Source organism: Pantoea sp. KPR_PJ (assembly GCF_041386365.1).
In the GTDB taxonomy this organism is placed as follows: domain Bacteria; phylum Pseudomonadota; class Gammaproteobacteria; order Enterobacterales; family Enterobacteriaceae; genus Pantoea.
In genome coordinates this window covers 776,931-801,624 of the sequence record NZ_JABMIK010000002.1, presented here as the reverse complement: position 1 = coordinate 801,624, position 24,694 = coordinate 776,931, and the positions used below count along the sequence as shown (strand labels likewise).

The following is a 24,694-nucleotide window of genomic DNA, read 5'->3' as shown; positions in this document are numbered from 1 at the left end:
CTCAGAAGTGAAACGCCGTAGCGCCGATGGTAGTGTGGGGCCTCCCCATGCGAGAGTAGGGAACTGCCAGGCATCCACACGCGACAGCCCTGACCTCACGGTCAGGGCTTTTTGCGTTTTGCTGCTACTGCAAACCAGTCTGCCTTTTTTCACACGTTGCACTCAAAACCTTAACCTGATCACATTTAATACACCGCAGCATCTGTAACGTTCCGTTGCAGCGGATGAAATGCTTTACTCATTGTTTTAACGCTGGTTATCAGCAAGGAACGAGAGGTATCGCATGGCCGAAATTAATCATCGCCCAGATCAGAACGCAGAAGAGCAGGGAATAAACAGGAAGCGCGTCTGGGCAATTGTTGGCGCATCATCGGGTAACCTGGTGGAGTGGTTCGATTTCTATGTCTACTCTTTTTTCTCTCTCTATTTTGCCCATATTTTCTTTCCCAAAGGCGACACCACCACGCAACTGCTGCAAACGGCAGGCGTGTTCGCCGCCGGATTCCTGATGCGGCCTATTGGCGGCTGGCTGTTCGGTTATATCGCTGATCGCCACGGGCGCAAAAATTCGATGTTAATTTCAGTCTGTATGATGTGTCTGGGCTCGCTGGTTATTGCCTGTTTGCCCGGCTATGCCAGCATCGGTATCGCGGCACCTGCGATCCTGCTACTGGCACGTATGTTTCAGGGCCTCTCTGTTGGAGGCGAATATGGCACCAGCGCAACTTATATGAGTGAAGTGGCGCTGGAAGGACGTAAAGGTTTTTACGCCTCCTTTCAGTACGTGACCCTTATCGGTGGACAGCTGCTCGCCGTGCTGACGGTGGTCGTTCTGCAGTTTATTCTCAGTGAAGAGGACTTGCGCAGCTGGGGCTGGCGCATCCCCTTTTTCCTTGGTGCAGTACTGGCCGTGGTCGCACTCTGGCTGCGTCGCTCGCTCAATGAAACCTCCGATAAGCAGAGTCGACAGCATAAAGATGCAGGCAGTATTTCCGGTCTGCTGCGTAACCATACGCGCGCGTTTTTGATGGTGCTGGGTTTTACCGCAGGGGGGTCCCTGAGTTTCTATACCTTTACCACCTACATGCAGAAGTATCTGGTGAACACAGCAGGGATGGATGCCAAAAGCGCCAGTGGATTAATGACCGCTGCTCTGCTGGTCTTTATGCTGATTCAGCCCGTTATCGGCGCGCTTTCCGATAAAATTGGTCGCCGTGGATCGATGCTGATCTTTGGGGCAGGCGCGGCCATTTGCACCGTTCCGATTTTGACGGCATTGCAAAACGTGCAAAGCCCCACCCTTGCTTTTTGCCTGATCATGCTGGCGCTGCTGATCACCAGCTTCTATACCGCGATCAGTGGGATCCTTAAAGCAGAGATGTTTCCACCGGAAGTACGCGCATTAGGCGTCGGTTTATCTTATGCCGTGGCTAACGCCCTCTTTGGCGGATCGGCAGAATATGTGGCTCTCCTGCTGAAACAGCAGGGTATTGAAACGACCTTTTTCTGGTATGTATCCGCAATGGGCGCACTGGCGTTTCTGGTCTCGCTACTGCTACATAAACGCGGTCAGGGTATTAAGCTGTAAGGTTTCACTGACTGGGCAAAGCGGGGAGCCCGGAGAGAAGGGCGGTTGTACGTCATGGCGTGACAACCGCCTCAGGGTAACAGGGCTGACCGTCAGAGTATGCGGCTAATCAGACGGTCAATGCGGATACGTCGCAGGCGGCGGATCAGCTTACGTACTTTGGCCGGATAGTCGGCAATACTCTCCAGCTCGCGGAAATGCTTAACCACGTGGGTATGGGTGCGGATTAGCGTCAGCTCTTTTTCACGCTGTTCACTCAGCTGACCCAGGGGATCGTGGATCAATACCGCATTTTCCAGGTCGAGACGCCAGGCGCGTGGATTAAGGTTGTTGCCGGTAATCAGCATCCACTCTTCATCCACCCAGATGCCTTTCAGGTGATAGCTGTTTTCGCCATCTTTCCACAGGCGCACCGCCAGCTGGCCATTATCTACGTAGTACTGCAGGCGGCTAAGGAAGCGACGCAGGTTGATCTCATAAAGATAGGGGAGTGCGCTAATGATCTTAAAGGGCTGATCGGGCGGAATATAGAAATCGTTCGCGGTTTTGTCACCGACGATGATTTCTACTTCTTTACCTTCGCGCAGCAGATGAATGATGTTCCGCACCAGAATAGCGGGCAGATTGAAGTAAGGGGTGCAGATCGTCAGCTTCTGTTCTGTGCAGGGCATCAGATGGAAGATGGTCTTGTTGAGCAGACTGCGCTTGCCCAGACCAACCAGCGGCGTCACCGTCAGCTCTTCGTTATGGCCGTTACCGTCAAACTGGTAGTTAAATCCGCGAAGATCCTGACGGAACTGGCGCGTTTCATTTTTAATTTCCGGGCTTGATGGGCGTTCTTCACGATCGAGACGGTTAACCGCTTCTGACTGCTTCAGATTGACGTTAATCCACTCATACATGGTGTCGGCCAGCCGGGCATTACGGATCAGCTGGTAACGGTCATATCGGTATCTTTCATGCTGATGCAGATACACATCGTTGATGCTGGCACCGGTGTAGAGCAGCGTATCGTCAATGATGGAGCCCTTGAGATGCAATACGCCGAGTGCTTCGCGGGTGTTAACCGGAATGCCGTACACTGGAATGGCAATATCCGCATGCTGCGTCGCCATTTCACAATACCAGTCAGCATTGGTCACGCCGCGCGCGGCGCCAATACGCCCGCGCTGAGCGCGATGCCAGTCGACGAGAATAGTGATATCGAGTGCCGGACGCGCACGCTTCGCCGCATAAAGCGCATCCATGATGACGCGTCCGGCGTCATCGTTTTCCATATAAAGGGCAACGATACAGATGCGATGCTGCGCCGCCGCAATTTTTTCCAGCAGCGTACGACGAAAATCGGCTGGCGAGTAAAGGGTCGACACATCCGCAGCGGACTGTGACAGTTTCGGCAACTGTGCGAGGTGTTGTTGATGCTTATTGCGTTTGAATTTAGACAGCATCGCAGTGCGCTTCTTCTCGGTTCATTGCATGGCCTTTTGCCATCAAATCAGGGTCATAACACTAAATGATAACATTAACCGGCCGGGGTCGGCCATTTTTTACCTTTCTGTACAAGGTTAGTTGAACTCGCGGTGTAAAGGTAAGTTCAGGTTGACAATGCCCTCATCGAGCTGAACATCGACACCGAAACCCAGCTTGCGTGCCAGGGTAATCATGCCGCGGTTGTGCGGCATAGTAATGCCGTTGAGCTGCTGCAAACCATGTTCGCGCGTGTAGCGTATCATCTTCTCCAGCAGCCGCCGTCCCATGCCCAGGCCTTTCAGGTCGGAACGCACCAGCACGGAAAATTCCGCATCAATGTTGTCGGCATCGGAAATAGCGCGCGTAACGCCGATAATTTCGCTTACCCCTTGCTGCTGGCGCACCGCCACAATCGCCATCTCGCGGTCATAGTCGATTTGCGTCATATTGGCGAGATCGTCATGAGTAAACTCGTTAATTTCGCTGAAATAGCGGTAGTACAAATCTTCTTTAGTGACCTGCGCGATAAAGTCGCGCAGCAGCGGTTCATCTTCCGGCAGAATGGGACGGAAAAGACACTGTTGCCCGTCTTTCAGCGTGACCGGCTCTTCCAGATGCTGCGGATAGGGACGTATTGCCAGCCGTGCTTCGCTATCACCGTGGAAAGGGGCCAGCTCAAGCGTGACGTCAAGCAGGGTAAACTCACTGCCTGCGGCCAGCAGCGGGTGAATATCAAGACGCCTGATCTCCGGACAGTCCACCACCAGGTTAGAGACCTGAACCAGCAGCTGACTAAGCGCTGGGATATTCAGCGCTTCCAGCCCACCACGACTGCGAATTTTACCGCTTTTGATCGCCTGGATAACCAGATAGCGCGCCAGCGTCATGTTAAGCGGCGGCAGCGCGACAGCGGCCTGCTTATCCGCCTGCCATTCCACGCCGCCTTCACCCAGTAAAATGACAGGACCAAACAGCGCATCCTGCTCGACGACCACGCGCAGTTCCTGTGCGCCGGCGCGGTTGGCCATGCTCTGCACCAGCAGGCCATCAATACGCGCCTGTGGCAGCGTCTGGCGCACGCGATCCACCATCGCTTCGGCCGCCTGCTGCACCTCGGCGGCATTGCGCAGGTAGAGTATTACGCCCTGGACCTCTGACTTGTGCGCGATATCGGGCGAACGCAGCTTCAGCGCCACAGGATAGCCAATGCGTTCAGCAATGGCCGTTGCCTCCAGGCTGTTGCTGGCAATCCAGGTGGGCAGGGTAGCCAGGCCATACGCCTGTAGCACCGGCTGCACTTCATGGGTATCAAGCGTGTTCACGCCTTTAGCCAGCGCCTGCGACAGCAGCTGATGCGCCTGTGCGCTGTCCTGCGTCAGGCTGGCAGGCAGTGCCGGGGTTTCGCGCAGTTGTTTCTGGTTGCGCCGGTACTCTACCTGATGCATAAAGGCCGTTACGGTGCCTTCCGGGGTGCGCCAGGTCGGAATGCCTGCCAGGGTAAAGGCGCGCCGTGCCGCCTGAGAGGAGAATTCCCCGCACCAGTTGGTCAGTAGCGTGACCTGCTTACCGCGCGGATGGGCGGCGATGGCCTGAATAATTTGCTCCGCCGTTTGCGTGGCTGGCGCGACCGCGCTGGGGGCATAGATAATCATCAGCGCATCCAGCTCGTGGCTGTTGAGCAGGATATTCAGACAGTCCACATAGCGCTGCGGCCTTGCGTCATCTTTTAAATCAAGTGGATTACCGCGGCCAGCGCCTTCCGGGAGCCGTTCGGCCAGCAGTGACAACATCTCCTCACTCAGCGTAGCCAGCTTGCCGTTCCGCGCATAAAGCTCGTCCAGCGCCAGCGCGGCGGGGGCAGCACCATTGCTGATAATCATCAGCCGCTCACCGCGCAGCGGCCGCATATGGCTGAGCGACTCCACGGCGGTAAAGAGCTCATGCGTATCCTGCACGCGCAATAAGCCTGCACGCTGAATCGCGGCGTCCCAGGCTGCGTCGAGTCCGCTGTGGGTGCCAAGCAGCGCCTGTGCCTGGTGGCTGCGGCCGCTTTTGATCACCAGAATGGGTTTATTGCGTGAGGCGCTGCGCGAGGCCGAGACAAAACGCCGCGCATCGCTGAGGTGTTCGAGATAGAGCAGAATGGCGCTGGTTTTCCCGTCACGCGCCAGAAAATCGAGCAGGTCGTCAACGTCAGTATCCAGGCTATCGCCCAGCGCAATGAACCAGGAGAAGCCCAGGTTGCGCTGCTGCGCCCAGTCAAGAATGGTATTAGAGACGGCCGCCGACTGGGAGATAAAGGCGATGCGGCCTTTTTCAATCGGCACCGGTGAGAAGCTGGCGTTCAGCCCTTGCCAGGGCGCGAGCAGCCCAAGGCTGTTTGGGCCGAGCAGACGAATCTGCCACTGGGCGGCGCAGGTTTTCAGTTCGTCCAGCTGACTGGCAGGGGCGGAGAGAATAATGCAGGCCTTGCAGCCTTTCTCACCCAACTGCCGGAGCAGTTCAAGATTGCGCTTCGCATGGGTACAGATCACCGCCAGATCGGGTGCAAACGGCAGGCTGTCGATGGTCGGCCAGGCGAGCACGCCGCTGACCGCCTTATATTTCGGCGTGACCGGCAGCACCGGGCCGCTGAACCCGCCCGCCAGGAGATTGCGCATCATAAAGTGCCCGGCGCGTCCTGGCCTGATCGAGGCACCAATCACCGCAATAGATTTAGGTCGTAACAGCGCTTCCAGTCCGCGTTGGCTCATCCCATTCTCCCCAGGTCGACTGGCGTGAGTGTAATCGCTTTTGCGCGGCTTTGCCCTTACGACGATCGCAGGCTGAGAGCGGTAGCAGCCTTTATGATCGGCTTAAACGCCGTCAGCTGTTGCCTGTTGATGCACGGGATGATGCGGCTTGCCCGCGAGATAGGCGTGACGGAAGTGCTCGAAATGGTGCAGTAACGCCTGCGCCGCAGCCAGATCACCCGCCTGCTCCAGCAGCGCGGCAGCCACTTCAGCCGTGCAGTGCTGGCCTTCGCCATGGGCCTCGCGCAGGGTATAGCGCGACGGCGAGCTCACGTTCAGCGACATCACCGGCAGGGCATCGAGCCAGGGGCTTTTGCGGAACATTTTGCGCGCTTCTGTCCAGGTACCGTCGAGCATAATAAACAGCGGTGGCTTTCCGCTTAACGGCGGTGCGGTCAGCACCTCACGGCCAGGATCGGCATAGGAAGAGGGAAAGACCACCATCGGCTGATAGTCCGGGTGCGCCACTGCGTTCAGCAGCGCCGGATCGGGTTCGGTACGCGACCAGCCAAAGGCGTCTGTTTCGGGCAAAATATCCGCAATCAGGCGTCCGGTATTGCTGGGCTTCATGGGTTCGGTATCGAACATCACCAGGCAAAAACGACTGCGCGCCGTTTGTGGCTGAATAGTCGCGCACAGGCAGTTTTTTTGCGGCAGCAGACAGCGCTGGCAGCGCACGACGCGATTGCCTCGGGCAAGGAAAGGGCGGGTGGCGCGGGCAAGGCGTTGGGCACGCAGGCGGAGAACGGCGTTATCAGTCATGGATCAGCAGAAAAAGTAAAACGTCAGTGTACTCGAAGCGCGCCGGAAAAGAAAAAGGCCAGCGCGGCTGGCCTGAGGGGGGAGAACGATGACGTCGGCAACTACAGCGACTCATCCAGCCATTCATTAAACGGCGCTTTTGGCATTGCACCGTTCAGCATGTCCACCATTTCACCATTTTTAAAGATCATAATGGTGGGAATGCTGCGGATGCGAAAACGCGTGCTCAGGGAGGGTTCTGCTTCGGTGTTAACCTTAACGAAGCGGACCTTGCCGCTGCGCTCGTGCGCCACATCTTTAAATACCGGAGCAAAGTTAACGCAGGGGCCGCACCATGGTGCCCAGAAGTCGACCACAACCGGCAGGTCGTCTTGCAGATATTTATCCAGAGTCTGGGCTGTCGCGTTAGCGACTTCGCCGTTAAACAGCTCGCTGCCGCAGCGACCGCATTTTGCCCCATCGGCCACGCGCTCTGGCGGAACGCGATTGGTTGCCTGGCAGGAAGCACATACCGTATTCATAGATACCTCGGAGGGTTTGCAGGTGTCACGCTTGTAAATGTCGTCCATTATGAGAAGGTTGCGAACAGCCCTCAAACTGGATTGTCCAATAGGTTCAATAGTTGATAGCTAAGCGCTAATACATCAGGTAATCTTCGCGCTCTCAATGCAGGAGGAACAGATGAACGACGAATTTAAAGGCAAAAGTGGCAAGGTAAAAGTGATGTACGTGCGAGATGAGGGCGAGTCTGGCTCACGCGCGCCGAACCCGCGTACCGGTAAAGGAGGTGGCCGCCCAGCCCGTCAGGAAGATTCGCGTCGTTCCTCTGGCCGTCGTAACGAAGAAGGCGCTGGCCGCAAGCCGCGCAGCGACGAAGGCAGCCGCAGGCCACGTAACGACGAGGGCAGCCGTAAACCGCGCAGCGACGAGGCATTCTCCCCCTGGCGTACCGTATCGCGTCCGCCGAGCGAGCGCGCATCAGGTGAAGCCAGCCCGGCTGAACAGAACGGCAAAGTCACTGTCGATCCTGAAGTGATCCGTCGTCAGCGTCAGGAAGAGACGCGTGTTTATGGTGAAAACGCCTGTCAGGCCCTGTTTCAGAGCCGTCCTGAAGCGATCGTGCGCGCCTGGTTTGTGCAGAGCGTGACGCCGCGTTTCCGCGATGCACTGCGCTGGCTGGCCGCAAACCGCAAAGCCTATCATGTGGTGGATGATGCTGAGCTGGCGAAAGCGTCGGGCACCGAACATCACGGCGGCGTCTGTTTTATTATCAAGAAGCGCATGGGTATGGCGGTCAGCGAATGGCTGCGCCAGGCCGATGAGAAAGATTGCGTGCTGGCGCTGGAAGATGTCAGCAACCCGCATAACCTGGGTGGCATTATGCGTAGCTGCGCGCACTTTGGCGTCAAAGGTCTGCTGGTTAATGACGCCTCTCTGCTGGAGTCTGGCGCAGCGGTACGTACCGCTGAAGGCGGCGCGGAGCATGTACAGGCGATCAGCGGCGACAGCTTCGCGGCCGGTCTGGAAGCGTTCCGCAAAGCGGGTTACACCATTGTGACCACCTCCAGCCATCAGGGCACGCCGCTGGCGAAAGCTGAACTGCCTGCGAAGATGGTGCTGGTGCTGGGTCAGGAGCGCGAAGGGCTGTCTGACAGCGCGTTCCAGCAGGGTGATATTAGCCTGTCGATTGGCGGGACCGGCAACGTTGAGAGCCTCAACGTCTCGGTGGCAACCGGCATTCTGCTTGCCGAATGGTGGCGTCAGAACGCATAAAAAAACGGGCCGAAAGGCCCGTTTTTGTTTCTGGCGTCTAGTGCGCGCCACCGCCACCACTGCCTGAACCAAACGGCGGGCGGGCAAACCAAATCAGCACCAGCAAAATTAAAAACACCCCGGCTGAGGCCCAAAAGATCTCATTGGCAGAGATAATCAGTCCCTGGTTAGTGATCTGCTGGGCGATATAGGCGGATGCCTGCTGGTGGGTCATGCCCATCCCTTCCAGCTGCTGATACATCTGCTGGGCGTTCGGATTATAGGGCGTGATCGACTCAGCAAAGGTGCTGTGATGCATCGACTCGCGATTGGTCCACATGGTGGTGGTAATCGAGGTGCCGATAGAACCCGCCAGCGTACGCACAAAGTTCGACAGGCTCGACGCGGCTGCCAGTCGCTCTGGCGGCAGGCCTGACAGGGTGATGGTGGTGAGCGGCATAAAGAAGCAGGCAACCGCAAATCCCTGAATAAACTGCGGCCAGGCCGATGCGCCGAAGTCCATCGCAGGCTCGAAGGTGTAGGCGCGCCAGTAAAAGCAAACGGCGTACATAATAAAGCTAAAGGTCACCAGTCGACGCATGTCCAGCTTGTGGGCGAAGCGGCCAATAATCGGCGACAGGATCACCGGAATAATCCCCACCGGCGCGGATGCCAGCCCTGCCCAGGTTGCGGTATAGCCATAGACCTCCTGCAACAGCTGCGGCAGCAGCACGATCGAGCCGAAATAGAGCATGTATGCCAGGCTGATAGAGAGACAGCCAATGGTAAAGTTTCGCGACTTAAACAACGCCAGGTCGACAATGGGATGATCGTCGGTCAGCTCCCACACCAGCAGCACCACCAGCGAGACAACGGCGACCACCGTCAGCACGATAATCTCGGTAGAGTTAAACCAGTCAAGCTCCTTGCCGCGATCCAGCATCACCTGCAAACAGCCGATGCCGACCACCAGCAGCACCAGCCCGACCACGTCGATAGGGCGGATTTCGGTGCGCGTCTCACGGCCACGTAGGGTTTGCAGCGTCAGCATCACGACCACGGCGCCAATAGGCACATTGATAAAGAAGATCCAGCCCCAGTGATAGTTATCACTGATCCAGCCGCCCAGAATCGGGCCGCAGATGGGCGCGACAATCACGGTCATGGCCCACAGCGAGAGCGCAATACTGCGCTTCGCGGGGGGATAGTTGCTGAGCAGGAGACTCTGCGACAGCGGGATGAGCGGACCGGCCACAATACCTTGCAGAATGCGGAAGAAAATCAGCATCTCCAGGCTTTCCGACATGCCGCACGCCCAGGAGGCGAGGGCGAAGAGGATCGTTGCCCAGGTAAAGAGCTTAACCTCGCCGATGCGCTTCGCCAGCCAGCCGGTGATCGGAATGGAAATGGCGTTCGCCACGCCAAACGAGGTGATGACCCAGGTTCCCTGCGAGTTGGACGCGCCCAGATTGCCCGCAATGGTCGGAATGGCCACGTTTGCGATGGTCGAATCCAGCACCTGCATAAAGGTCGCCAGCGACAGGGCAATGGTCATCAAGACCAGCGGTGCGCCTTCTAGCGGTTTTTGTGCCATGACAGCCTCCGCGCGATCATCCGGCGTTAGCGCGGACGATGTCTGTGATCAGCTGGTTCACCGGGGCCAGGTCGATTGCCAGCGCGTTACTGCTATAGGCGGCCTGCTGGCGAACACGGGTGGCAAGTACGCTGCCCTCTTTATTGGTGGTATCAACCTTGACCAGCGTTGAAAGCCCAATGCGCAGCGGATGCTTCGCAATATCGTCCTGGTTCAGTTCGATACGTACCGGCAGGCGCTGTACCACTTTGATCCAGTTGCCGGTCGCATTCTGCGCAGGCAGCAGCGAGAAGGCGCTACCGGTGCCCATATCCAGACCGACCACTTTACCGTGATAAACCACGTCGTCGCCGTAGATATCGGCCACAACGGTAGCGTCCTGTCCAATGCGCACGCCTGCCAGCTGCGTCTCTTTGAAGTTGGCATCAATCCACAGGTTGTTCGCGGGGACAACGGCCATCAGCGGCGTGCTGGGGCTTATCTGCGAGCCAACCTGTACGCTGCGGCGCGACACGTAGCCATCCATCGGGCTGCGAATCTCGGTACGCTGCAGGGCGAGCCAGGCGTCGCGCAGTTCGGCTGCGCTCTGCTGCACCGCTGGCTGGTTCTCCAGCGAGGTGTTGAGGATCATCGCCTGGTTGGCGTTGTACTGCTGAATCGCTACGTCCAGCTGCGCTTTGGCGGTAGCAACCGCATCGCGCGCGTGCTGTAACTCTTCACGTCCAATCAGGTTAGAGGCGCCCAGCGGCTCTCGGCGTTTTAGATCGGCTTCAGCCTGTGCCAGTGCCGTTTGCTGTAGCGTAATAGTAGCCTGATACTGCTTGCTGTTAATCATCAGCTGGTGCGTCTGGCGCACGCTGGTGGCCAGCGCGGTCTGGGCCTTTTTAAAGGCCTGTTCGGCGTCGGTTTTGTCCAGTGATACCAGCACGTCACCTTTTTTCACCATATCGGTATCGTCAAACCAGACCCGATTAACGCTGCCCGAAACCTGTGCCATCACCTGCACCTGGTTCCCGGCAACATAGGCATCATCAGTTTCCTGAAAATGACGCAGCACTAAAAACCAGTAGACACCCCATGCGATACCTGCCAGTACAAAAAGCAGCGCCAGCAGCAACAGTACTTTTTTACGTGTTTTCTTCTTACTGGCTGGCTGTTGTGGGCTTTGCGCCTCTGCCGATGCACTCATGTTGTTCTCCACCTGTTCAAATAGTCGGCTCGCAAAGAAGATCCCTTTCACGGAGCCGAGGTCGAAAAAAGCCAGCGACAGAGCGCTGGCCGGATAAAAGGGGACTAAAATAACGGTTTCGACAGGTGATTGTGTCGCAGTTCTTGCTATTAGCGAGAGAGGGAAGCGATGACCTGATCTTCATCCATTTTATCGAGACGATTGAGCAGCTTACGCGTAATGCCTTCCAGCTGCGATTTTTCGTCATGAGAGAGCGAAGACCAGAGGTATTGCAGACTCTGATGCTGCGGCGGCAGCAGCTGACGCAGAAACTCGTTGCCTTTCTCGGTCAGATGCAGGTGGAGGCAGCGACGATCGTTATCGCTTTCGCGGCGTTCGATCCAGCCGCGTTTTTCCAGCTCATCCGCAATGCGTGTTGCGTTGGTGCGCGACGAACCCAGTGCGGCGCTCAGCTCAGACGGCTGAATGCTCTGGTTTTCTTGCGCGTCCAGCGTAATCAGCGCCATGAATAAGGTTTCGTTAATTCCCTGCGCCTTTAACATCTTGTTGCGATTTTCCAGCAGCTTTCCCTGCATGTGCATGCACAGGCGCGTCAGAATGATTTCGTGCAGCGGGAAATCTTTATGGCGATTTGCGCGGATGTTAAGCATCTGTTCAATGGGAGTAAACGAACTTTCCATTATAAAAAAACCTCACTAGTTGCAACTTGTATAGTAACGATGGTGACAGATTGAGCGTAGCCAGTTTACGCCGCGCAAAAGTTCAGAAGATCACACTGTCGTCATCCAGTATATCGAGGTCAATCCGTAACCCAGGGCAAAAACCCTCGCATACGGCAGTCTGAACGTACCGTTTGCGTTATCAAATGTGGCAGAAACTTTTTTTATGCTAAATAATTTCGCATGAAAAAATAACTTTCGTGAATAGATTTGTTGCTAACTATACCAAACCCAACCATTTGTGAACAGACTCAATCACAATTTCGGTCTTTTATTTACGTTTTTTGATGCTGTTCGAAGCGATAGCCGCGCCACCAAATCAGCAGGTTAAGCAGCGTCATAACGACGCCTGCGGCGCACACACCGTACCAGCCAGCAAGATGATAGGCATTAGCGGAGAGAACAGAGCCAAACGCGCCGCCGATAAAATAGCTGGTCATATAACCGGCGGTCAGGCGATTGCGGGCTTCCGGCATCTGGCTGTAGATCACACTCTGATTAGTAATGTGTACACCCTGCACCGCCAGATCCAGCAGCAGAATACCGACGATCAGCGCCAGCAGGGCGTGTGCGCCCAGCGCTGTCATACCCCAGGAAGCCAGCATAATCAGCAGCCCCAGCGTGGTAGTAAGCCGGGCTTTACCTTTATCGGCCAGTGAACCTGCCTGACGCGCAGCCAGCGCGCCTGCTGCACCAACCAGCCCCAGCAGGCCAATTTCACCCTCGGAGTAGTTATAAGGCGGGGAGGCGAGCAAGAACGCCATAGAGGTCCAGAGTACGCTGAAGTTGGCGAAGGAGAAGCAGCCGATCCAGGCGCGGGTGCGAATAACGCGGTTAGCTTTAAAAAGCTGGAAGATCGATCCCAGTAACTGCGGATAGTTAAGCGATACCGACTGTTTAACACGCGGCAGGAAGCGCCACAGCGCCAGCGCCATCAGCACCATCAGCAGGCTGGCGGTCCAGTAAACGGTGCGCCAGCCCCCCAGCTGCGCCAGCGCGCCCGCCACGGTGCGCGCCAGCAGAATGCCCAGCAGCAGCCCGCTCATCACCGTTCCCACGATCCTGCCACGTTTCTCCGGAGCAGCCAGCGTCGCGGCCAGCGGCACCAGAATCTGCGCGACAACGGAAAACAGCCCGGTAAGCACGGTGCCGAGCAGCAGCAGCGCAAAAGAAGAGGCCGTGGCGGTGATCACCATGCCGCCTGCCGCCAGCAGGCTCATGGCCACGATAAGATTACGGCGTTCAAGCATGTCGCCGAGAGGCACCAGCAGCAGCAGACCGCAGGCGTAGCCCAGCTGTGCCGTGGTAACGATAAATCCGGCCAGGCTGACAGAGAGACCAAAATCATGGGCGACGGTATGAAGAAGAGGCTGAACATAGTAGTTGCAGGCTACGGAGAGGCCAGTGGCGATAGACATCAGCACGACCAGTGCGGGAGTAAGGCTATGGCGGTTACTGTTCATTCAGGTCAGTGAAGAAATGATAATCATAATCAGGTAATAGTAACCCAAAAAACTATTTCCCTGATATGTAAATTGACAGGACGTACCAGTTGGTTCAGGGAAAATCAGAGGGACGGCGAGCTCCGTCCCTACTTAGTAAGTGTTTACTTACCTGGCGGCAGCCAGTGCTGCTTTTACCCATCCATCAAACTGCTGCTGGTGCGCCTTAATCCAGCCGTCAACATGACGGTTAATGTCCGCTTCCGAGGCCTGTCCCGCGTGCATTGCCGCATTCTCTGCGTTGATGTCCTTGATCGGCAGCTTCATTTCCGCAAACAGTTTTGCTGCCGCCGGGTTCTGTTCTGCCCAGGCCTTGTTCGCCACGATATGCATACTGTTGACCGGGAAACCGTAGTTCGCGCCATTGGGTAGCGTAGTATCAACGTGGCTCTGCGCGCCGGGCAGGGAGGAGAAGGGGACCTGCAACCACACTACGTCACGCCCCGGCTTCAGCACATCGCTCAGCCAGTAGGGTGTCCAGGTATAGTAAAGAACAGGTTTGCCCTGCTTAAAGCGCGCCAGCGTATCGGCAACCATCGCCGGGTAGTTGCCCATATTGGCCGTCACGGTATTGCTCAGGCCAAACGCCTGGTTCTGATGGTTAATCACCGCTTCACAGCCCCAGCCTGGCGTACAGCCGGTCATGTCAGCTTTTCCGTCCCCGTTACTGTCGAACAGCCTGGCGATGTTGGGATCTTTCAGCTGTTCGATATGGGTGATGTGGTACTGCTCGGCGGTTTTTTTGTCGATCAGGTAACCCTGCGCTGCGCCCGAAACGTAGGTGCCTTCCCGGTAAAATTTGCGGTTGCCGCCAGCGGCGTTATACATATCGTCATGCAGCGGCTGCCAGTTGGTGGCCATAAAGGTCACATCACCCGCGGCCATCGAGGTGTAGGCAACGTTGTAATCAATTTCGCTCGGCTTTTCGACGTTGTAGCCGAGCTTTTCCAGCGCGCGGCTCACCAGCAGCGTCTGAAAACCCTCTTCGGCGATGGTACTTTGTGCAGGCTTCACGGTGATGCCTTTCCCCGGCAGATCGGCGGCAGAAACCTGAGCGATAGCAAACGTGGCGAACCCGGCGGCGAGGAGAGGTGCGGTCTTGCGCATAGTTATTCCTTATGGTCGGTGTTGCAAGGCGGGCAGCCGTAGCGGGCTGCCCGAAAGATCAGGCTTTACGGAAAGGGCGCGTCAGCAGACCAACCGGGCCGGTATGGCTCCAGTGACGGCTGCCGCGGCTGCGGCCATCGCGGCCGACAGACTGGGTTAAACGGTCAAGAATAATGGCGAGGATCACGATGCCAACGCCGCCAACGGTGGCCAGACCCATATCAAGACGGCCAATGCCGCGCAGCACCATCTGACCGAGTCCGCCTACGGCAATCATTGAGGCGATAACCACCATCGACAGTGCCAGCATCAGCGTCTGATTGACGCCCGCCATAATGGTCGGCAAAGCCAGCGGTAGCTGGACTTTGAACAGCATCTGGCGCGGGCTGGCACCAAAAGATTCACTGGCCTCAATCAGGTCCGCAGGCACCTGTTTAATGCCGAGAATGGTCAGGCGCACCATGGGCGGCAGGGCAAAGATAATGGTCACTACCACGCCAGGCACGTTGCCAATACCAAACAACATCACAATGGGCACCAGATAGACAAATGCCGGCGTGGTCTGCATGGCATCCAGCAGCGGCCGTATAAGCCGACCTGCGCGTTCGCTGCGCGCCAGCCAGATACCCAGCGGTAATCCGATGACGATACAAAACAGCAGCGCAGTCAGCACCAGCGCCAGCGTAACCATTGCCTGAGACCAGGCTCCGATGGCACCAATCAGCACCAGTGAGATCAGCGTCGCCAGTCCCATCGCCGGGGTGGCGATCTGCCAGGCGATCAGAGCAAACACCACGATAGCAACGGGCGCGGGCAGGCTTTGCAGCAGCAGCTGAAAGGCGCTCAGGATAGAATCCACCGGCACGCGGATGCCCTGAAACACCGGACGGAAATGGTTTACAACCCAGTCAATGCCCTCCGTCACCCAGTTGTCCAGTGGGATCCAGGTCTTATGGAAGGGGTCGAGAATATTAAAATGTTCCGGCTGCGGCGCGGGCGCGCTGCTTAGCCAGTCGCTGCTGCTGGTGGCGCTGCCGCCGTCGGGCGTCCCCCAGGCATCCGCCCCGTTGTCGGTGGCGCTGCTGGCCGCGTCGTGCGCGCGGCTTCCGTCTGGTGAACCCCAGGCGTCAGCGCCGTGGCTGGCGGGTGCGCTGGCTGGCGTCGCGCTGTCGTCCGCGCCTGACCAGGGATCGCGTGCTGAGGCGGCATCAATGGCCGGCGACGCTGCGTTTGCGTTTTCCAGGGGATAGCTGATCTGTGCACTCATGAGGACGCTCCCTGGCGATCCAGGGCACGCAGTAACATGCCTTTGGAAATAATCCCGACGTACTGATGCGCCTCGCCGACCACCGGCACTGCGCAGGGCGCATGGGCCACGTGGCCAAGCAGCTCATTCAGCGAGGTATCGGAAGAAACGGCAGCGGGCGCGTCCAGCAAAGCGCTGTCCAGCCCTTCGCCTGCCGCCAGTGCCGTTTTCAGTGAGTCAGTAGAGACCACGCCAACAAATTTTTGCTTCTCCAGCACGTAGCCAAACTCACGGTCTTCATCCTGCAACAGCTTAATGGCGGAGCGGGGACCAAAGCCGGGCGCTTTACGGATCAGCGCGCCTGCGCTGCGACGGGCAATATCTTTGGCGCTAAAGACATGGCTGATATCAACGCCGCGGAAAAAGGTGCGCACATAATCGCTGGCCGGATTGTTGAGAATCTCGTCCGGTGTGCCGACCTGCACCACTTCACCGCCCTGCATAATGGCAATGCGATCGCCAATACGCATCGCCTCATCGAGATCGTGGGAAATAAAAATAATGGTGCGCTGGTGTTTCGCCTGTAGCCTGACCAGTTCATCCTGCATTTCCGTGCGGATCAGGGGATCGAGCGCGGAAAACGCCTCGTCCATCAGCAAAATATCGGGATTAATCGCCAGCGCGCGCGCTAATCCCACCCGCTGGCGCATTCCACCAGAAAGTTCATCGGGAAACGCGTGAGCATAATTTTCCAGGCCAACCTGACGCAGCGCTTCCATCGCTTTTTGCTGACGCTCAGCCAGCGGCACGCCTGCTAATTCCATGCCAAAGGCGCAGTTATTTAGCACGTCCATATGGGGCATGAGCGCAAATGACTGGAATACCATACTGATTTTATTTCGGCGCACGTCGCGCAGTTGGCGTTCAGATATTTTGGCGATATCAACGCCGTCAATGATCACCTGGCCTCTGGTAGGCTCAATCAGACGATTGAGAAGGCGGACCATGGTCGACTTTCCTGAGCCGGAGAGCCCCATGATGACAAATATCTCGCCTTCTTCAATGGCCAGACTGGCGTTTTTGACGCCCAGTGACAACCCGGTTTTCGCCAGTATTGTCTCTTTGCTCTCCCCTTTTTCAATATATTTAAATGCGCGTTCGGGATGCTCCCCGAATATTTTATAGAGGTTTTTTACTTCAATTTTAATTGCCATGCAGTCACAAAATCCTGATTGAATTATTTGAAGTTTAGCTACCCTGGTAAAATTTAAGCGGGTTATACCGTAACACATTGAAAATGTCTGACAACCCTGTATGTCACTGTTTGCGGCGTGCGGCAATGTCCGCAGGTTAAAATATCCAGTGCCCACAAGGGATGAGAGGGGGATATTTTTTTCTCAACAGGTGATGGAATCAGGCCGGTTTGACAGGATGCGTGGTTAAATTTAGCGAGAATGAAAGGTCGGGTTTCAGTTATTCTGCCATCATAAGGAGATAATATGATGGCAACAGGCCTGGATGCTAAGCAAAATAGCGGCAGTGATCACGGAATGAATATTAAGAAATATCGGGCCATGTCAGGCCCGATAGTAACTGCTTAAAAGTTCCAGTCTTCGTCTTCGGTCTCCACGGCTTTGCCCATCACGTAAGAGGAGCCCGATCCAGAGAAGAAATCGTGGTTTTCATCGGCATTAGGGGACAGCGCAGAGAGGATTGCCGGATTGACGCGGGTCAGCTCTGCCGGAAACAGAGCTTCATAGCCCAGATTCATCAGCGCCTTATTGGCATTGTAGTGCAGGAAGGTGGTGACCTCGTCTACCCAGCCGGAGTCACCGTAGAGCGCTTCGGTGTAGGCGACTTCGTTCTCATACAGCGCCAGCAGCAGATCGTAAGCAAACTGCTGCAACTCGTCTTTACGCGCCTCACTCACCTGCGCCAGCGCTTTCTGGTATTTGTAGCCAATATAGTAGCCGTGCACCGCTTCATCGCGAATGATCAACCGGATCAGGTCAGCGGTATTGGTGAGCTTACCGCGGCTGGACCAGTACATCGGCAGCCAGAAGCCGGAGTAGAAGAGAAAGGATTCCAGAAAGACGCTGGCAATCTTTTTCTTCAGCGGATCGTCGTCGCGGTAGTGTTGCAGGATAATGCGTGCCTTGTTCTGGAGCGCCGCATTTTCCTCGCTCCACTGATAGGCGGCATCCACGTCGCTGGTGTGACACAGCGTCGAGAAGATTGAACTGTAGGAGCGCGCATGCACTGCCTCCATAAAGCTGATATTGGAGAGCACCGCCTCTTCATGCGGCGTCAGCGCGTCCGGCATCAGGCCCGGCGCGCCAATCGCATTCTGAATAGTGTCGAGCAGCGTCAGTCCGGTAAATACGCGGATCGTCAGCTGCTGCTGCTGTTTGTTCAGCGTCTGCCAGGCGGGCAGATCGTTAGAGAGCGGCACCTTTTCCGGCAGCCAGAAGTTGCTGGTCAGACGGTTCCACACCTCAAGATCTTTTTCGTCCTGAAGACGGTTCCAGTTAATGGCCTGAATCTGTTGTAGTCGCATAGTTTTCATCACAGTGCGCAGGAAACACAGCCCTGCACCTCGGTGCCCTGTAGCGCCATCTGGCGTAGTCGAATGTAGTAAAGCGTCTTGATACCTTTCTTCCAGGCATAGATTTGCGCTTTGTTGATGTCGCGTGTTGTGACGTCGTCGCGGAAAAACAGCGTCAGCGATAAGCCCTGATCGACATGCTGCGTCGCTTCGGCGTAGGTATCAATGATGGCTTCCGGACCGATCTGATACGCGTCCTGATAGAGTTCAAGATTTTCATTCGTCATAAAGGGGGCGGGATAGTAAACGCGTCCGGTTTTACCCTCTTTACGAATTTCAATGCGCGATACGATCGGATGGATACTCGAGGTCGCGTGATTGATATAGGAGATCGATCCCGTGGGCGGGATCGCCTGTAAATTCTGGTTGTAGAGACCCTGTGCCATAACCGCATCGCGGAGTGTCAGCCACTCTGTGCGCGTGGGCAGCGCAATTCCCGCGCCGGCGAACAGCTGCGCGACACGCTCGGTACGCGGCAGCCAGTCACGCTCGATATATTTATCGAAGTATGCTCCGCTGGCGTAGGCAGAGTGTGCAAAGCCGTCGAAGCACTGGCTGCGCTCGCGAGCCAGCTGGTTCGATGTGCGCAGTGCGTGAAAGGTGACGCAGTAGAAGTAGAGGTTAGTGAAGTCGAGCGCTTCTGGTGAACCATAGGCGATGCCTTCGCGTGCCAGATAGCCGTGCAGGTTCATCTGACCCAGGCCAATCGCGTGCGAGCGCCGGTTGCCTTCCGCCACCGAAGGCACTGAACTGATATGGCTCATGTCAGACACGGCGGTCAGGGCGCGCACGGCCATCTCCACGGTATGCGCCAGGTTGCGCGAATCCATAGCATGCGCGATGTTCAGCGAGCCCAGGTTACAGGAGATATCTTTACCAACGCGGCGATAGCTGAGATCGTCATTGAACTCGCTGGCGCTGTTCACCTGCAAAATCTCGGAGCAGAGATTGCTCATATTAATGCGACCGGCAATGGGATTACTGCGGTTCACGCTGTCCTCATACATGATATAGGGATAGCCTGACTCAAACTGGATTTCTGCCAGCGTCTGGAAAAAGTCACGCGGCTGGATCCAGCTTTTGCGGATACGATCGTCCGCCACCATCTCATCGTACTTTTCACTGATGCTGATATCGCCAAATGCCTGACCGTAAATGCGTTCAACGTCATAGGGCGAGAAAAGCGCCATCTGGCGGTTCTCTTTGGCCAGCTGGAAGGTGATGTCGGGGATAACCACGCCGAGCGACAGCGTTTTGATACGGATCTTTTCGTCGGCGTTTTCCCGTTTGGTATCCAGGAAGCGTAAAATATCGGGATGATGAGCGTTGAGCCAGACCGCGCCCGCGCCCTGACGTGCGCCAAGCTGATTCGCGTAAGAGAAGGCATCTTCCAGCATCTTCATCACCGGGATGACGCCCGAAGACTGGTTCTCGATGCGCTTAATCGGCGCGCCGTTTTCACGCAAACTGGAGAGCAGAAACGCCACGCCGCCGCCGCGCTTCGAGAGCTGAAGCGCCGAGTTCACCGCGCGACCAATCGACTCCATGTTGTCTTCAATACGCAGCAGAAAGCAGGAAACCAGCTCGCCACGCTGCTGTTTGCCACAGTTAAGAAAGGTGGGCGTGGCGGGCTGGAAGCGTCCGCTCAGCATCTCCTCCAGCAGCGAACGCGCCAGCGTCTCACTGCCCTGTGCCAGCGTCAGCGCCACCATGCAGGCGCGCTGCTCAAAGCTTTCCAGGTAGCTTTTGCCATCGAAGGTTTTCAGCGTGTAGCTGGTATAGAACTTCCAGGCGCCGAGAAAAGTTTTGAACTCAAAGCCCCAGGCCGCCGCGTCGTCATGAAAGGCGCAGAGAAAATCAAAGTCGTACTGATTCAGCACCTCGGCTTCGTAGTAGCCTTCTGCCACTAAATAGCGCAGACGTTCCGCCGCGCTGGCGAAGGAGAGGGTATTTGGCGCCACGTGTTGCAGAAAAAACTGACGCGTCGCTTCCCGGTCTTTACTGAACTGGATACGGCCGTCGGCATCAAAAAGGTTCAGCATGGCGTTAAGCGCGTGGTAGTCGAGCGCTACGCCAGTGAGGGTGTCTGTTGTTGCCAAAATTGGGTTACTCCCGCTGTTACTCTGGCGATATCGTCCGGCGTGCCCATCAACTCAAAGCGATAGAGCACGGGAACCTGACATTTTTGCGCGATGATGTCGCCAGCCAGGCAGTAGGCCTCGCCGAAATTGCGGTTGCCCGCTGCGATCACCCCGCGGATACCGCGCCGGTTCGATTCGTCGTTTAAAAAGTGAATGACCTGTCTGGGCACCGCACCGCGGCTGCCGCCGCCGCCGTAGCTCGGCACCACCAGAATATAGGGCTGATGCTGTTGCAGGCGCGCTGAGAGCGCCAGGGGAATGCGGCGAGCCGGCAGACCCAGACGGGTAATAAACCGATGGGTGTTTTCCGACTGGCTGGAGAAATAGACCAGCGGGAACATGGTCTTATTCTCCCGCCGCCGTCAGCTGGCGCAGGCCCGCAATCTTGTCGGGGCGGAAGCCGCTCCAGTGATCGTCATTGGCCATTACCACGGGCACCTGACGGTATCCCAGCGATGTCAGGCGGTCGATCGCCTCAGGCTGTGCGTCGAGATTAATCAGCTGATAGTCGATGCCGTGACGGTCCAGAGCGTTTTTGGTGGCGTTGCACTGGACACAGTTATTCTTAGTGTAAATAATTATGCGCATGATTCGTATTTCCCTTTGTTCATGAACAAGGCGGGTCAAACGAAGCTGATTGGCCGAACGTTCAGGCATCGCTTCGCTCACATCTTGTGTCTGGTTGATAGAGGTAATACTAGATATAGGTGTGTTTAAATTCAAGCATACCATATATAGGGTTTTTGCCGGTCAGCGGGGCAAAGTTCAGCTAACGCCAGCTGTCATGCGGGTCAGGCGAGAAACGCGGGCGAAAAAGCATTTTGTAAAGGCGAAGTGGGAGAGAACAGGCAAAAAAAAGCCCCGCGCAGGCGAGGCTATGAAGTGGCTGAGAGTAGGTTAACGACGACCGGCCAGCAGTGCGCCCAGTACCAGACCCACCGCCGCGCCAATCCCTACGCCGTGCCACGGTTTGTCCTGCACGTAGGCATGAACCTGAGAACCGGCGTCACGCGCGGCCTGAGAAACACGGTTATGTCCCCCGTTCAGTTTTGCGCGCGTTTGCTTTAGCAGCGCCTGCGCCTGGCTACGGGCTGAATCCACTTCATCTTTCGCTTCACTGCCGTAAGATTTCAATAGCGCTTCCAGCGAATCCGCGAGATCGTTTACATCCTGGTTAACATCAATGTCATCGTTTTTAGTGGTTCGATTAAACATTTTTTCGCTCCCTTTGATTTTAAACGTAATACTGAGTGTAGACGATACGTGGATAAACGCATCGGCAACACCGGGGTTTAGGGAAATTCCGAAAGCCGCATGGCGGCGTGCTGTTGTAAGGTTGCGAGGCTTGAAAGAAGAGAGGAAAGAGCATGTATTTACGACCCGATGAGGTAGCGCGCGTTCTGGAAAAGGCGGGATTTGAAGTTGACGAGGTCACGCCAAAAGCTTACGGCTATCGCCGTGGCGAGAACTATGTTTATGTCAACCGCGAAGCTCGCATGGGACGCACAGCGCTGGTGATCCACCCCACGCTAAAAGAGAAAAGTCAGCCGTTTGCCGAACCGGCATCAGAGATGAAAACCTGCGATCACTATACGCAGTTTCCGCTCTATCTGGCCGGTGAGTCACAGGAGCACTACGGCATTCCGCACGGATTCAGTTCGCGCATCGCGCTGGAACGCTATCTACAAAGCGTCTTCGGCTGACAGCGGCCAGCCCCGTCAGCGCGGGGCACGGCGTTTTTTTACCTTATCCTTATCTTTTATCACGTTGCAATTCCTGCTGCCGACGCGTATAACTCTTTGCGTATAGATGTTTAGACGTCCATACGGATAGAAAGATGAGTAAACAGGAAACCCCACCGCAGCAACAATTCAAGCGCACCATGAAAACGCGCCACCTGGTGATGTTATCGCTGGGCGGCGTCATTGGCACCGGGCTGTTTTTTAACACCGGCTATATTATTTCCACCACTGGCGCTGCTGGCACGCTGCTCGCCTACCTGATCGGCGCGCTGGTTGTCTGGCTGGTTATGGTCTGTCTGGGCGAACTTTCGGTCGCGATGCCGGAGACCGGTGCGTTCCACGTCTATGCCGCGCGCTATCTCAGTCCGGCTACCGGCTACACGGTGGCCTGGCTCTACTGGCTTACCTGGACGGTCGCGCTGGGTTCCAGCTTCACGGCGGCGGGCTTCTGTATGCAGTACTGGTTTCCGCAGATACCGGTGTGGATCTGGTGCCTGGTGTTCTGCGTCGCTATCTATCTGCTGAATATCATCTCAACGCGCTTCTTCGCTGAGGGAGAGTTCTGGTTTTCGCTGATCAAAGTCATCACCATCATTGCTTTTATCGTGCTGGGCGCGGCGGCGATGTTTGGCTTTATCCCGCTTAAAGATGGCAGTGCCGCGCCGGGATTGAGTAATCTCACCCAGCACGGCTGGCTGCCGCACGGCATATTGCCGATAATCATGACCATGGTGGCGGTTAACTTTGCCTTCTCCGGTACCGAGCTGATCGGTATCGCGGCAGGAGAAACGGAAAACCCGCAGAAGGTGCTGCCGCTGGCGATCCGGACCACGGTGGCACGACTGATCCTCTTTTTTGTTGGTACCGTGCTGGTCCTGGCCGCGCTGATCCCGATGGAGCAGGCGGGCATCGTCAAAAGCCCCTTTGTGCTGGTTTTTGAACAGATCGGTATCCCCTATGCCGCCGATGTCGTCAACTTCGTGATCCTGACGGCAATCCTGTCAGCGGCTAACTCCGGGCTGTATGCCTCAGGGCGTATGCTCTGGTCGCTGGCAAATGAGAAGACGCTGCCGCGCTGCTTTGCCCGCGTCAATAAACGCGGCGTGCCGCAGCTGGCTATTACCGTGAGTATGCTGGGCGGCGTGCTGGCGCTGCTCTCCAGCGTTATTGCACCAGACACGGTCTTCGTGGCGCTGTCTGCTATCTCGGGCTTTGCGGTGGTTGCCGTCTGGCTCAGCATCTGCGCGTCGCACTATGTTTTCCGCCGCCGTCATCTGGCACAGGGCAGGGCGCTGAGCGAGCTGGTCTATCGCGCGCCATTCTATCCGCTGACGCCGCTGCTGGGTTTTGCGCTCTGTCTGCTGGCGTGCGTCGGACTGGCGTTCGATCCTTCCCAGCGCATTGCACTCTGGTGCGGTATTCCCTTTGTGCTGCTCTGTTATGCGGCTTACGCTATCACCCATAAAAAACCGCAGGCTGAGGAGGCCGATGATGCAGCATGATCCCGTGGCGCAGGCGCTGGCAGAAAATGAAATTTTAATCCTGGACGGTGCACTGGCGACCGAGCTGGAGGCGCGCGGCTGTAACCTGGCCGATGCGCTCTGGTCAGCGAAGGTGCTGATGGAAAACCCGGAACTGATTTATCAGGTGCACTACGACTACTTCGCCGCAGGCGCGCGCGTGGCAATTACCGCCAGCTATCAGGCCACGCCGCAGGGCTTTGCCGCGCGCGGGCTGGATGAGGCGCAGTCGTTGCAGTTAATTGCCCGCAGCGTTGAGCTGGCGCGACGGGCGCGCGACGACTATCGCGCCGCAAGCGGCAGCCAGGCCGCGCTGCTGGTGGCGGGATCGGTAGGGCCGTACGGTGCCTTTCTCGCCAACGGCGCGGAATATCGCGGCGACTATGCGCTGCCGGACGAAGAGATGAAGGCGTTCCACCGTCCGCGCGTGCAGGAGCTGCTGGCGGCGGGGGCCGATCTGCTGGCGTGCGAAACCCTGCCTTCCTTTGCTGAAGCGCAGGCGCTGGTGGCCCTGCTGGCGGAGTTCCCCGGCGCGCAGGCCTGGTTCTCTTTTACGCTGCGCGACGCGCAGCATATCAGCGACGGCACGCCGCTGCGTGAGGTGGTGGCGTTCCTGCACGCGCAGCCGCAGGTGGCCGCGCTGGGCATCAACTGCGTGGCGCTGGAGCAGGTGACGCCTGCGCTACAGCAGCTTCAGGCGCTGACCGATAAGCCGCTGGTGGTCTATCCCAACTCTGGCGAACAGTATGACGCGACGACAAAAACCTGGCACTCTGCGCCCTCGGGCTGCACGCTGCACGACAAGCTACCTGAATGGCATGGCGCAGGTGCAAGGCTGATTGGCGGCTGCTGTCGCACCACGCCGCAGGATATCCGGGCGATAGCGCAGGGCTGTCAACCGCAATAAAGCGCAGAAAACAGGCGATGCTAAGCCGATTAACGGCGTGAGGGCGGTTTATACTGCC

General features: G+C 56.8%; 21 protein-coding genes. 5 read left to right on the top strand and 16 right to left on the bottom strand.

Annotation, left to right across the window (positions count from 1 at the left end; genetic code table 11):
- The first annotated feature begins 283 nt into the window (after window positions 1-283).
- Window positions 284-1,588 (top strand): MFS family transporter, encoded by a 1,305-nt coding sequence (locus tag HP564_RS08420; protein ID WP_371241962.1) that lies wholly within the window; start codon window positions 284-286, stop codon window positions 1,586-1,588.
- 92 nt (window positions 1,589-1,680) lie between these two features.
- Here the strand turns inward: HP564_RS08420 and pssA are convergent, their stop codons facing one another.
- The 4 genes from pssA to trxC form a co-directional block, all read right to left on the bottom strand.
- Entirely contained in the window at window positions 1,681-3,036 is a 1,356-nt protein-coding gene (gene pssA, locus HP564_RS08415) for a CDP-diacylglycerol--serine O-phosphatidyltransferase (RefSeq protein WP_371241960.1), read from the bottom strand.
- A gap of 117 nt (window positions 3,037-3,153) precedes the next feature.
- Window positions 3,154-5,811, bottom strand: coding sequence for a GNAT family N-acetyltransferase (locus HP564_RS08410; protein WP_371241958.1), 2,658 nt, complete (start codon window positions 5,809-5,811; stop codon window positions 3,154-3,156).
- Window positions 5,812-5,913: 102 nt separating this feature from the next.
- On the bottom strand, window positions 5,914-6,612 hold the full coding sequence (locus HP564_RS08405) for a tRNA-uridine aminocarboxypropyltransferase (protein ID WP_371241956.1): 699 nt from the start codon (window positions 6,610-6,612) through the stop codon (window positions 5,914-5,916).
- 101 nt (window positions 6,613-6,713) lie between these two features.
- Window positions 6,714-7,133 (bottom strand): thioredoxin TrxC, encoded by a 420-nt coding sequence (gene trxC / locus HP564_RS08400; RefSeq protein ID WP_371241955.1) that lies wholly within the window; start codon window positions 7,131-7,133, stop codon window positions 6,714-6,716.
- A 160-nt stretch (window positions 7,134-7,293) separates the two neighbouring features.
- Between trxC and HP564_RS08395 the strand changes: the two genes are divergently transcribed.
- Window positions 7,294-8,385: a tRNA/rRNA methyltransferase gene (locus HP564_RS08395; RefSeq protein ID WP_371241954.1), complete on the top strand. Its 1,092-nt coding sequence runs from the start codon at window positions 7,294-7,296 to the stop codon at window positions 8,383-8,385.
- Between the two features lie 37 nt (window positions 8,386-8,422).
- On the opposite strand, the gene emrB is transcribed toward HP564_RS08395, so the two are convergent.
- The 12 genes from emrB to HP564_RS08335 all read right to left on the bottom strand — a co-directional run bounded on the left by emrB (window position 8,423) and on the right by HP564_RS08335 (window position 21,682).
- Entirely contained in the window at window positions 8,423-9,958 is a 1,536-nt protein-coding gene (gene emrB, locus HP564_RS08390) for a multidrug efflux MFS transporter permease subunit EmrB (protein ID WP_371241953.1), read from the bottom strand.
- Window positions 9,959-9,974: 16 nt separating this feature from the next.
- Window positions 9,975-11,147 carry a multidrug efflux MFS transporter periplasmic adaptor subunit EmrA gene (emrA, locus tag HP564_RS08385; protein WP_371241951.1) on the bottom strand — a complete coding sequence of 391 codons (1,173 nt, stop codon included), beginning with the start codon at window positions 11,145-11,147 and terminating at the stop codon, window positions 9,975-9,977.
- A 149-nt stretch (window positions 11,148-11,296) separates the two neighbouring features.
- Window positions 11,297-11,827 carry a transcriptional repressor MprA gene (gene mprA / locus HP564_RS08380; protein WP_371241950.1) on the bottom strand — a complete coding sequence of 177 codons (531 nt, stop codon included), beginning with the start codon at window positions 11,825-11,827 and terminating at the stop codon, window positions 11,297-11,299.
- Between the two features lie 314 nt (window positions 11,828-12,141).
- A complete protein-coding gene (locus HP564_RS08375) occupies window positions 12,142-13,329 on the bottom strand; it encodes an MFS transporter (protein WP_371241949.1) in 1,188 nt (395 codons plus the stop codon).
- A gap of 147 nt (window positions 13,330-13,476) precedes the next feature.
- Window positions 13,477-14,475 (bottom strand): glycine betaine/L-proline ABC transporter substrate-binding protein ProX, encoded by a 999-nt coding sequence (gene proX / locus HP564_RS08370; RefSeq protein ID WP_371241947.1) that lies wholly within the window; start codon window positions 14,473-14,475, stop codon window positions 13,477-13,479.
- A gap of 58 nt (window positions 14,476-14,533) precedes the next feature.
- Window positions 14,534-15,742: a glycine betaine/L-proline ABC transporter permease ProW gene (gene proW / locus HP564_RS08365; RefSeq protein ID WP_371241946.1), complete on the bottom strand. Its 1,209-nt coding sequence runs from the start codon at window positions 15,740-15,742 to the stop codon at window positions 14,534-14,536.
- Complete coding sequence (gene proV / locus HP564_RS08360) at window positions 15,739-16,935, bottom strand: glycine betaine/L-proline ABC transporter ATP-binding protein ProV (RefSeq protein ID WP_371241944.1); 1,197 nt, start codon at window positions 16,933-16,935, stop codon at window positions 15,739-15,741. Before proV ends, proW begins: the two co-directional genes overlap by 4 nt.
- A 383-nt stretch (window positions 16,936-17,318) precedes the next feature.
- A complete protein-coding gene (gene nrdF, locus HP564_RS08355) occupies window positions 17,319-18,278 on the bottom strand; it encodes a class 1b ribonucleoside-diphosphate reductase subunit beta (protein WP_371241943.1) in 960 nt (319 codons plus the stop codon).
- Window positions 18,279-18,286: 8 nt separating this feature from the next.
- On the bottom strand, window positions 18,287-20,425 hold the full coding sequence (nrdE, locus tag HP564_RS08350; RefSeq protein ID WP_371241941.1) for a class 1b ribonucleoside-diphosphate reductase subunit alpha: 2,139 nt from the start codon (window positions 20,423-20,425) through the stop codon (window positions 18,287-18,289).
- Window positions 20,395-20,808, bottom strand: coding sequence for a class Ib ribonucleoside-diphosphate reductase assembly flavoprotein NrdI (nrdI, locus tag HP564_RS08345; protein ID WP_371241940.1), 414 nt, complete (start codon window positions 20,806-20,808; stop codon window positions 20,395-20,397). The genes nrdE and nrdI overlap by 31 nt, the downstream gene beginning before the upstream one ends.
- A gap of 4 nt (window positions 20,809-20,812) precedes the next feature.
- Window positions 20,813-21,055, bottom strand: coding sequence for a redoxin NrdH (locus HP564_RS08340; RefSeq protein WP_371241938.1), 243 nt, complete (start codon window positions 21,053-21,055; stop codon window positions 20,813-20,815).
- Between the two features lie 309 nt (window positions 21,056-21,364).
- Window positions 21,365-21,682: a DUF883 family protein gene (locus HP564_RS08335; protein WP_371241936.1), complete on the bottom strand. Its 318-nt coding sequence runs from the start codon at window positions 21,680-21,682 to the stop codon at window positions 21,365-21,367.
- Window positions 21,683-21,834: 152 nt separating this feature from the next.
- Between HP564_RS08335 and HP564_RS08330 the strand changes: the two genes are divergently transcribed.
- From HP564_RS08330 to mmuM, 3 genes are all read left to right on the top strand, one after another.
- Window positions 21,835-22,170, top strand: coding sequence for a DUF2002 family protein (locus tag HP564_RS08330; RefSeq protein ID WP_371241934.1), 336 nt, complete (start codon window positions 21,835-21,837; stop codon window positions 22,168-22,170).
- Window positions 22,171-22,304: 134 nt separating this feature from the next.
- On the top strand, window positions 22,305-23,711 hold the full coding sequence (gene mmuP / locus HP564_RS08325) for an S-methylmethionine permease (protein ID WP_371241932.1): 1,407 nt from the start codon (window positions 22,305-22,307) through the stop codon (window positions 23,709-23,711).
- Window positions 23,701-24,636, top strand: coding sequence for a homocysteine S-methyltransferase (gene mmuM, locus HP564_RS08320; protein ID WP_371242029.1), 936 nt, complete (start codon window positions 23,701-23,703; stop codon window positions 24,634-24,636). The genes mmuP and mmuM overlap by 11 nt, the downstream gene beginning before the upstream one ends.
- The last annotated feature ends 58 nt before the right edge of the window (window positions 24,637-24,694 follow it).

Bases quoted from the DNA above. Each gene is read 5' to 3' on its own strand.
- proX (WP_371241947.1), bottom strand. From the start codon at position 14,475: ATGCGCAAGACCGCACCTCTCCTCGCCGCCGGGTTCGCCACGTTTGCT.
- HP564_RS08375 (WP_371241949.1), bottom strand. From the start codon at position 13,329: ATGAACAGTAACCGCCATAGCCTTACTCCCGCACTGGTCGTGCTGATG.
- HP564_RS08410 (WP_371241958.1), bottom strand. From the start codon at position 5,811: ATGAGCCAACGCGGACTGGAAGCGCTGTTACGACCTAAATCTATTGCG.
- proV (WP_371241944.1), bottom strand. From the start codon at position 16,935: ATGGCAATTAAAATTGAAGTAAAAAACCTCTATAAAATATTCGGGGAG.
- HP564_RS08420 (WP_371241962.1), top strand. From the start codon at position 284: ATGGCCGAAATTAATCATCGCCCAGATCAGAACGCAGAAGAGCAGGGA.
- mmuP (WP_371241932.1), top strand. From the start codon at position 22,305: ATGAGTAAACAGGAAACCCCACCGCAGCAACAATTCAAGCGCACCATG.
- nrdF (WP_371241943.1), bottom strand. From the start codon at position 18,278: ATGCGACTACAACAGATTCAGGCCATTAACTGGAACCGTCTTCAGGAC.
- emrB (WP_371241953.1), bottom strand. From the start codon at position 9,958: ATGGCACAAAAACCGCTAGAAGGCGCACCGCTGGTCTTGATGACCATT.
- HP564_RS08335 (WP_371241936.1), bottom strand. From the start codon at position 21,682: ATGTTTAATCGAACCACTAAAAACGATGACATTGATGTTAACCAGGAT.
- pssA (WP_371241960.1), bottom strand. From the start codon at position 3,036: ATGCTGTCTAAATTCAAACGCAATAAGCATCAACAACACCTCGCACAG.
- HP564_RS08395 (WP_371241954.1), top strand. From the start codon at position 7,294: ATGAACGACGAATTTAAAGGCAAAAGTGGCAAGGTAAAAGTGATGTAC.
- nrdI (WP_371241940.1), bottom strand. From the start codon at position 20,808: ATGTTCCCGCTGGTCTATTTCTCCAGCCAGTCGGAAAACACCCATCGG.
- proW (WP_371241946.1), bottom strand. From the start codon at position 15,742: ATGAGTGCACAGATCAGCTATCCCCTGGAAAACGCAAACGCAGCGTCG.
- trxC (WP_371241955.1), bottom strand. From the start codon at position 7,133: ATGAATACGGTATGTGCTTCCTGCCAGGCAACCAATCGCGTTCCGCCA.
- mprA (WP_371241950.1), bottom strand. From the start codon at position 11,827: ATGGAAAGTTCGTTTACTCCCATTGAACAGATGCTTAACATCCGCGCA.
- emrA (WP_371241951.1), bottom strand. From the start codon at position 11,147: ATGAGTGCATCGGCAGAGGCGCAAAGCCCACAACAGCCAGCCAGTAAG.
- HP564_RS08340 (WP_371241938.1), bottom strand. From the start codon at position 21,055: ATGCGCATAATTATTTACACTAAGAATAACTGTGTCCAGTGCAACGCC.
- mmuM (WP_371242029.1), top strand. From the start codon at position 23,701: ATGCAGCATGATCCCGTGGCGCAGGCGCTGGCAGAAAATGAAATTTTA.
- HP564_RS08330 (WP_371241934.1), top strand. From the start codon at position 21,835: ATGTATTTACGACCCGATGAGGTAGCGCGCGTTCTGGAAAAGGCGGGA.
- HP564_RS08405 (WP_371241956.1), bottom strand. From the start codon at position 6,612: ATGACTGATAACGCCGTTCTCCGCCTGCGTGCCCAACGCCTTGCCCGC.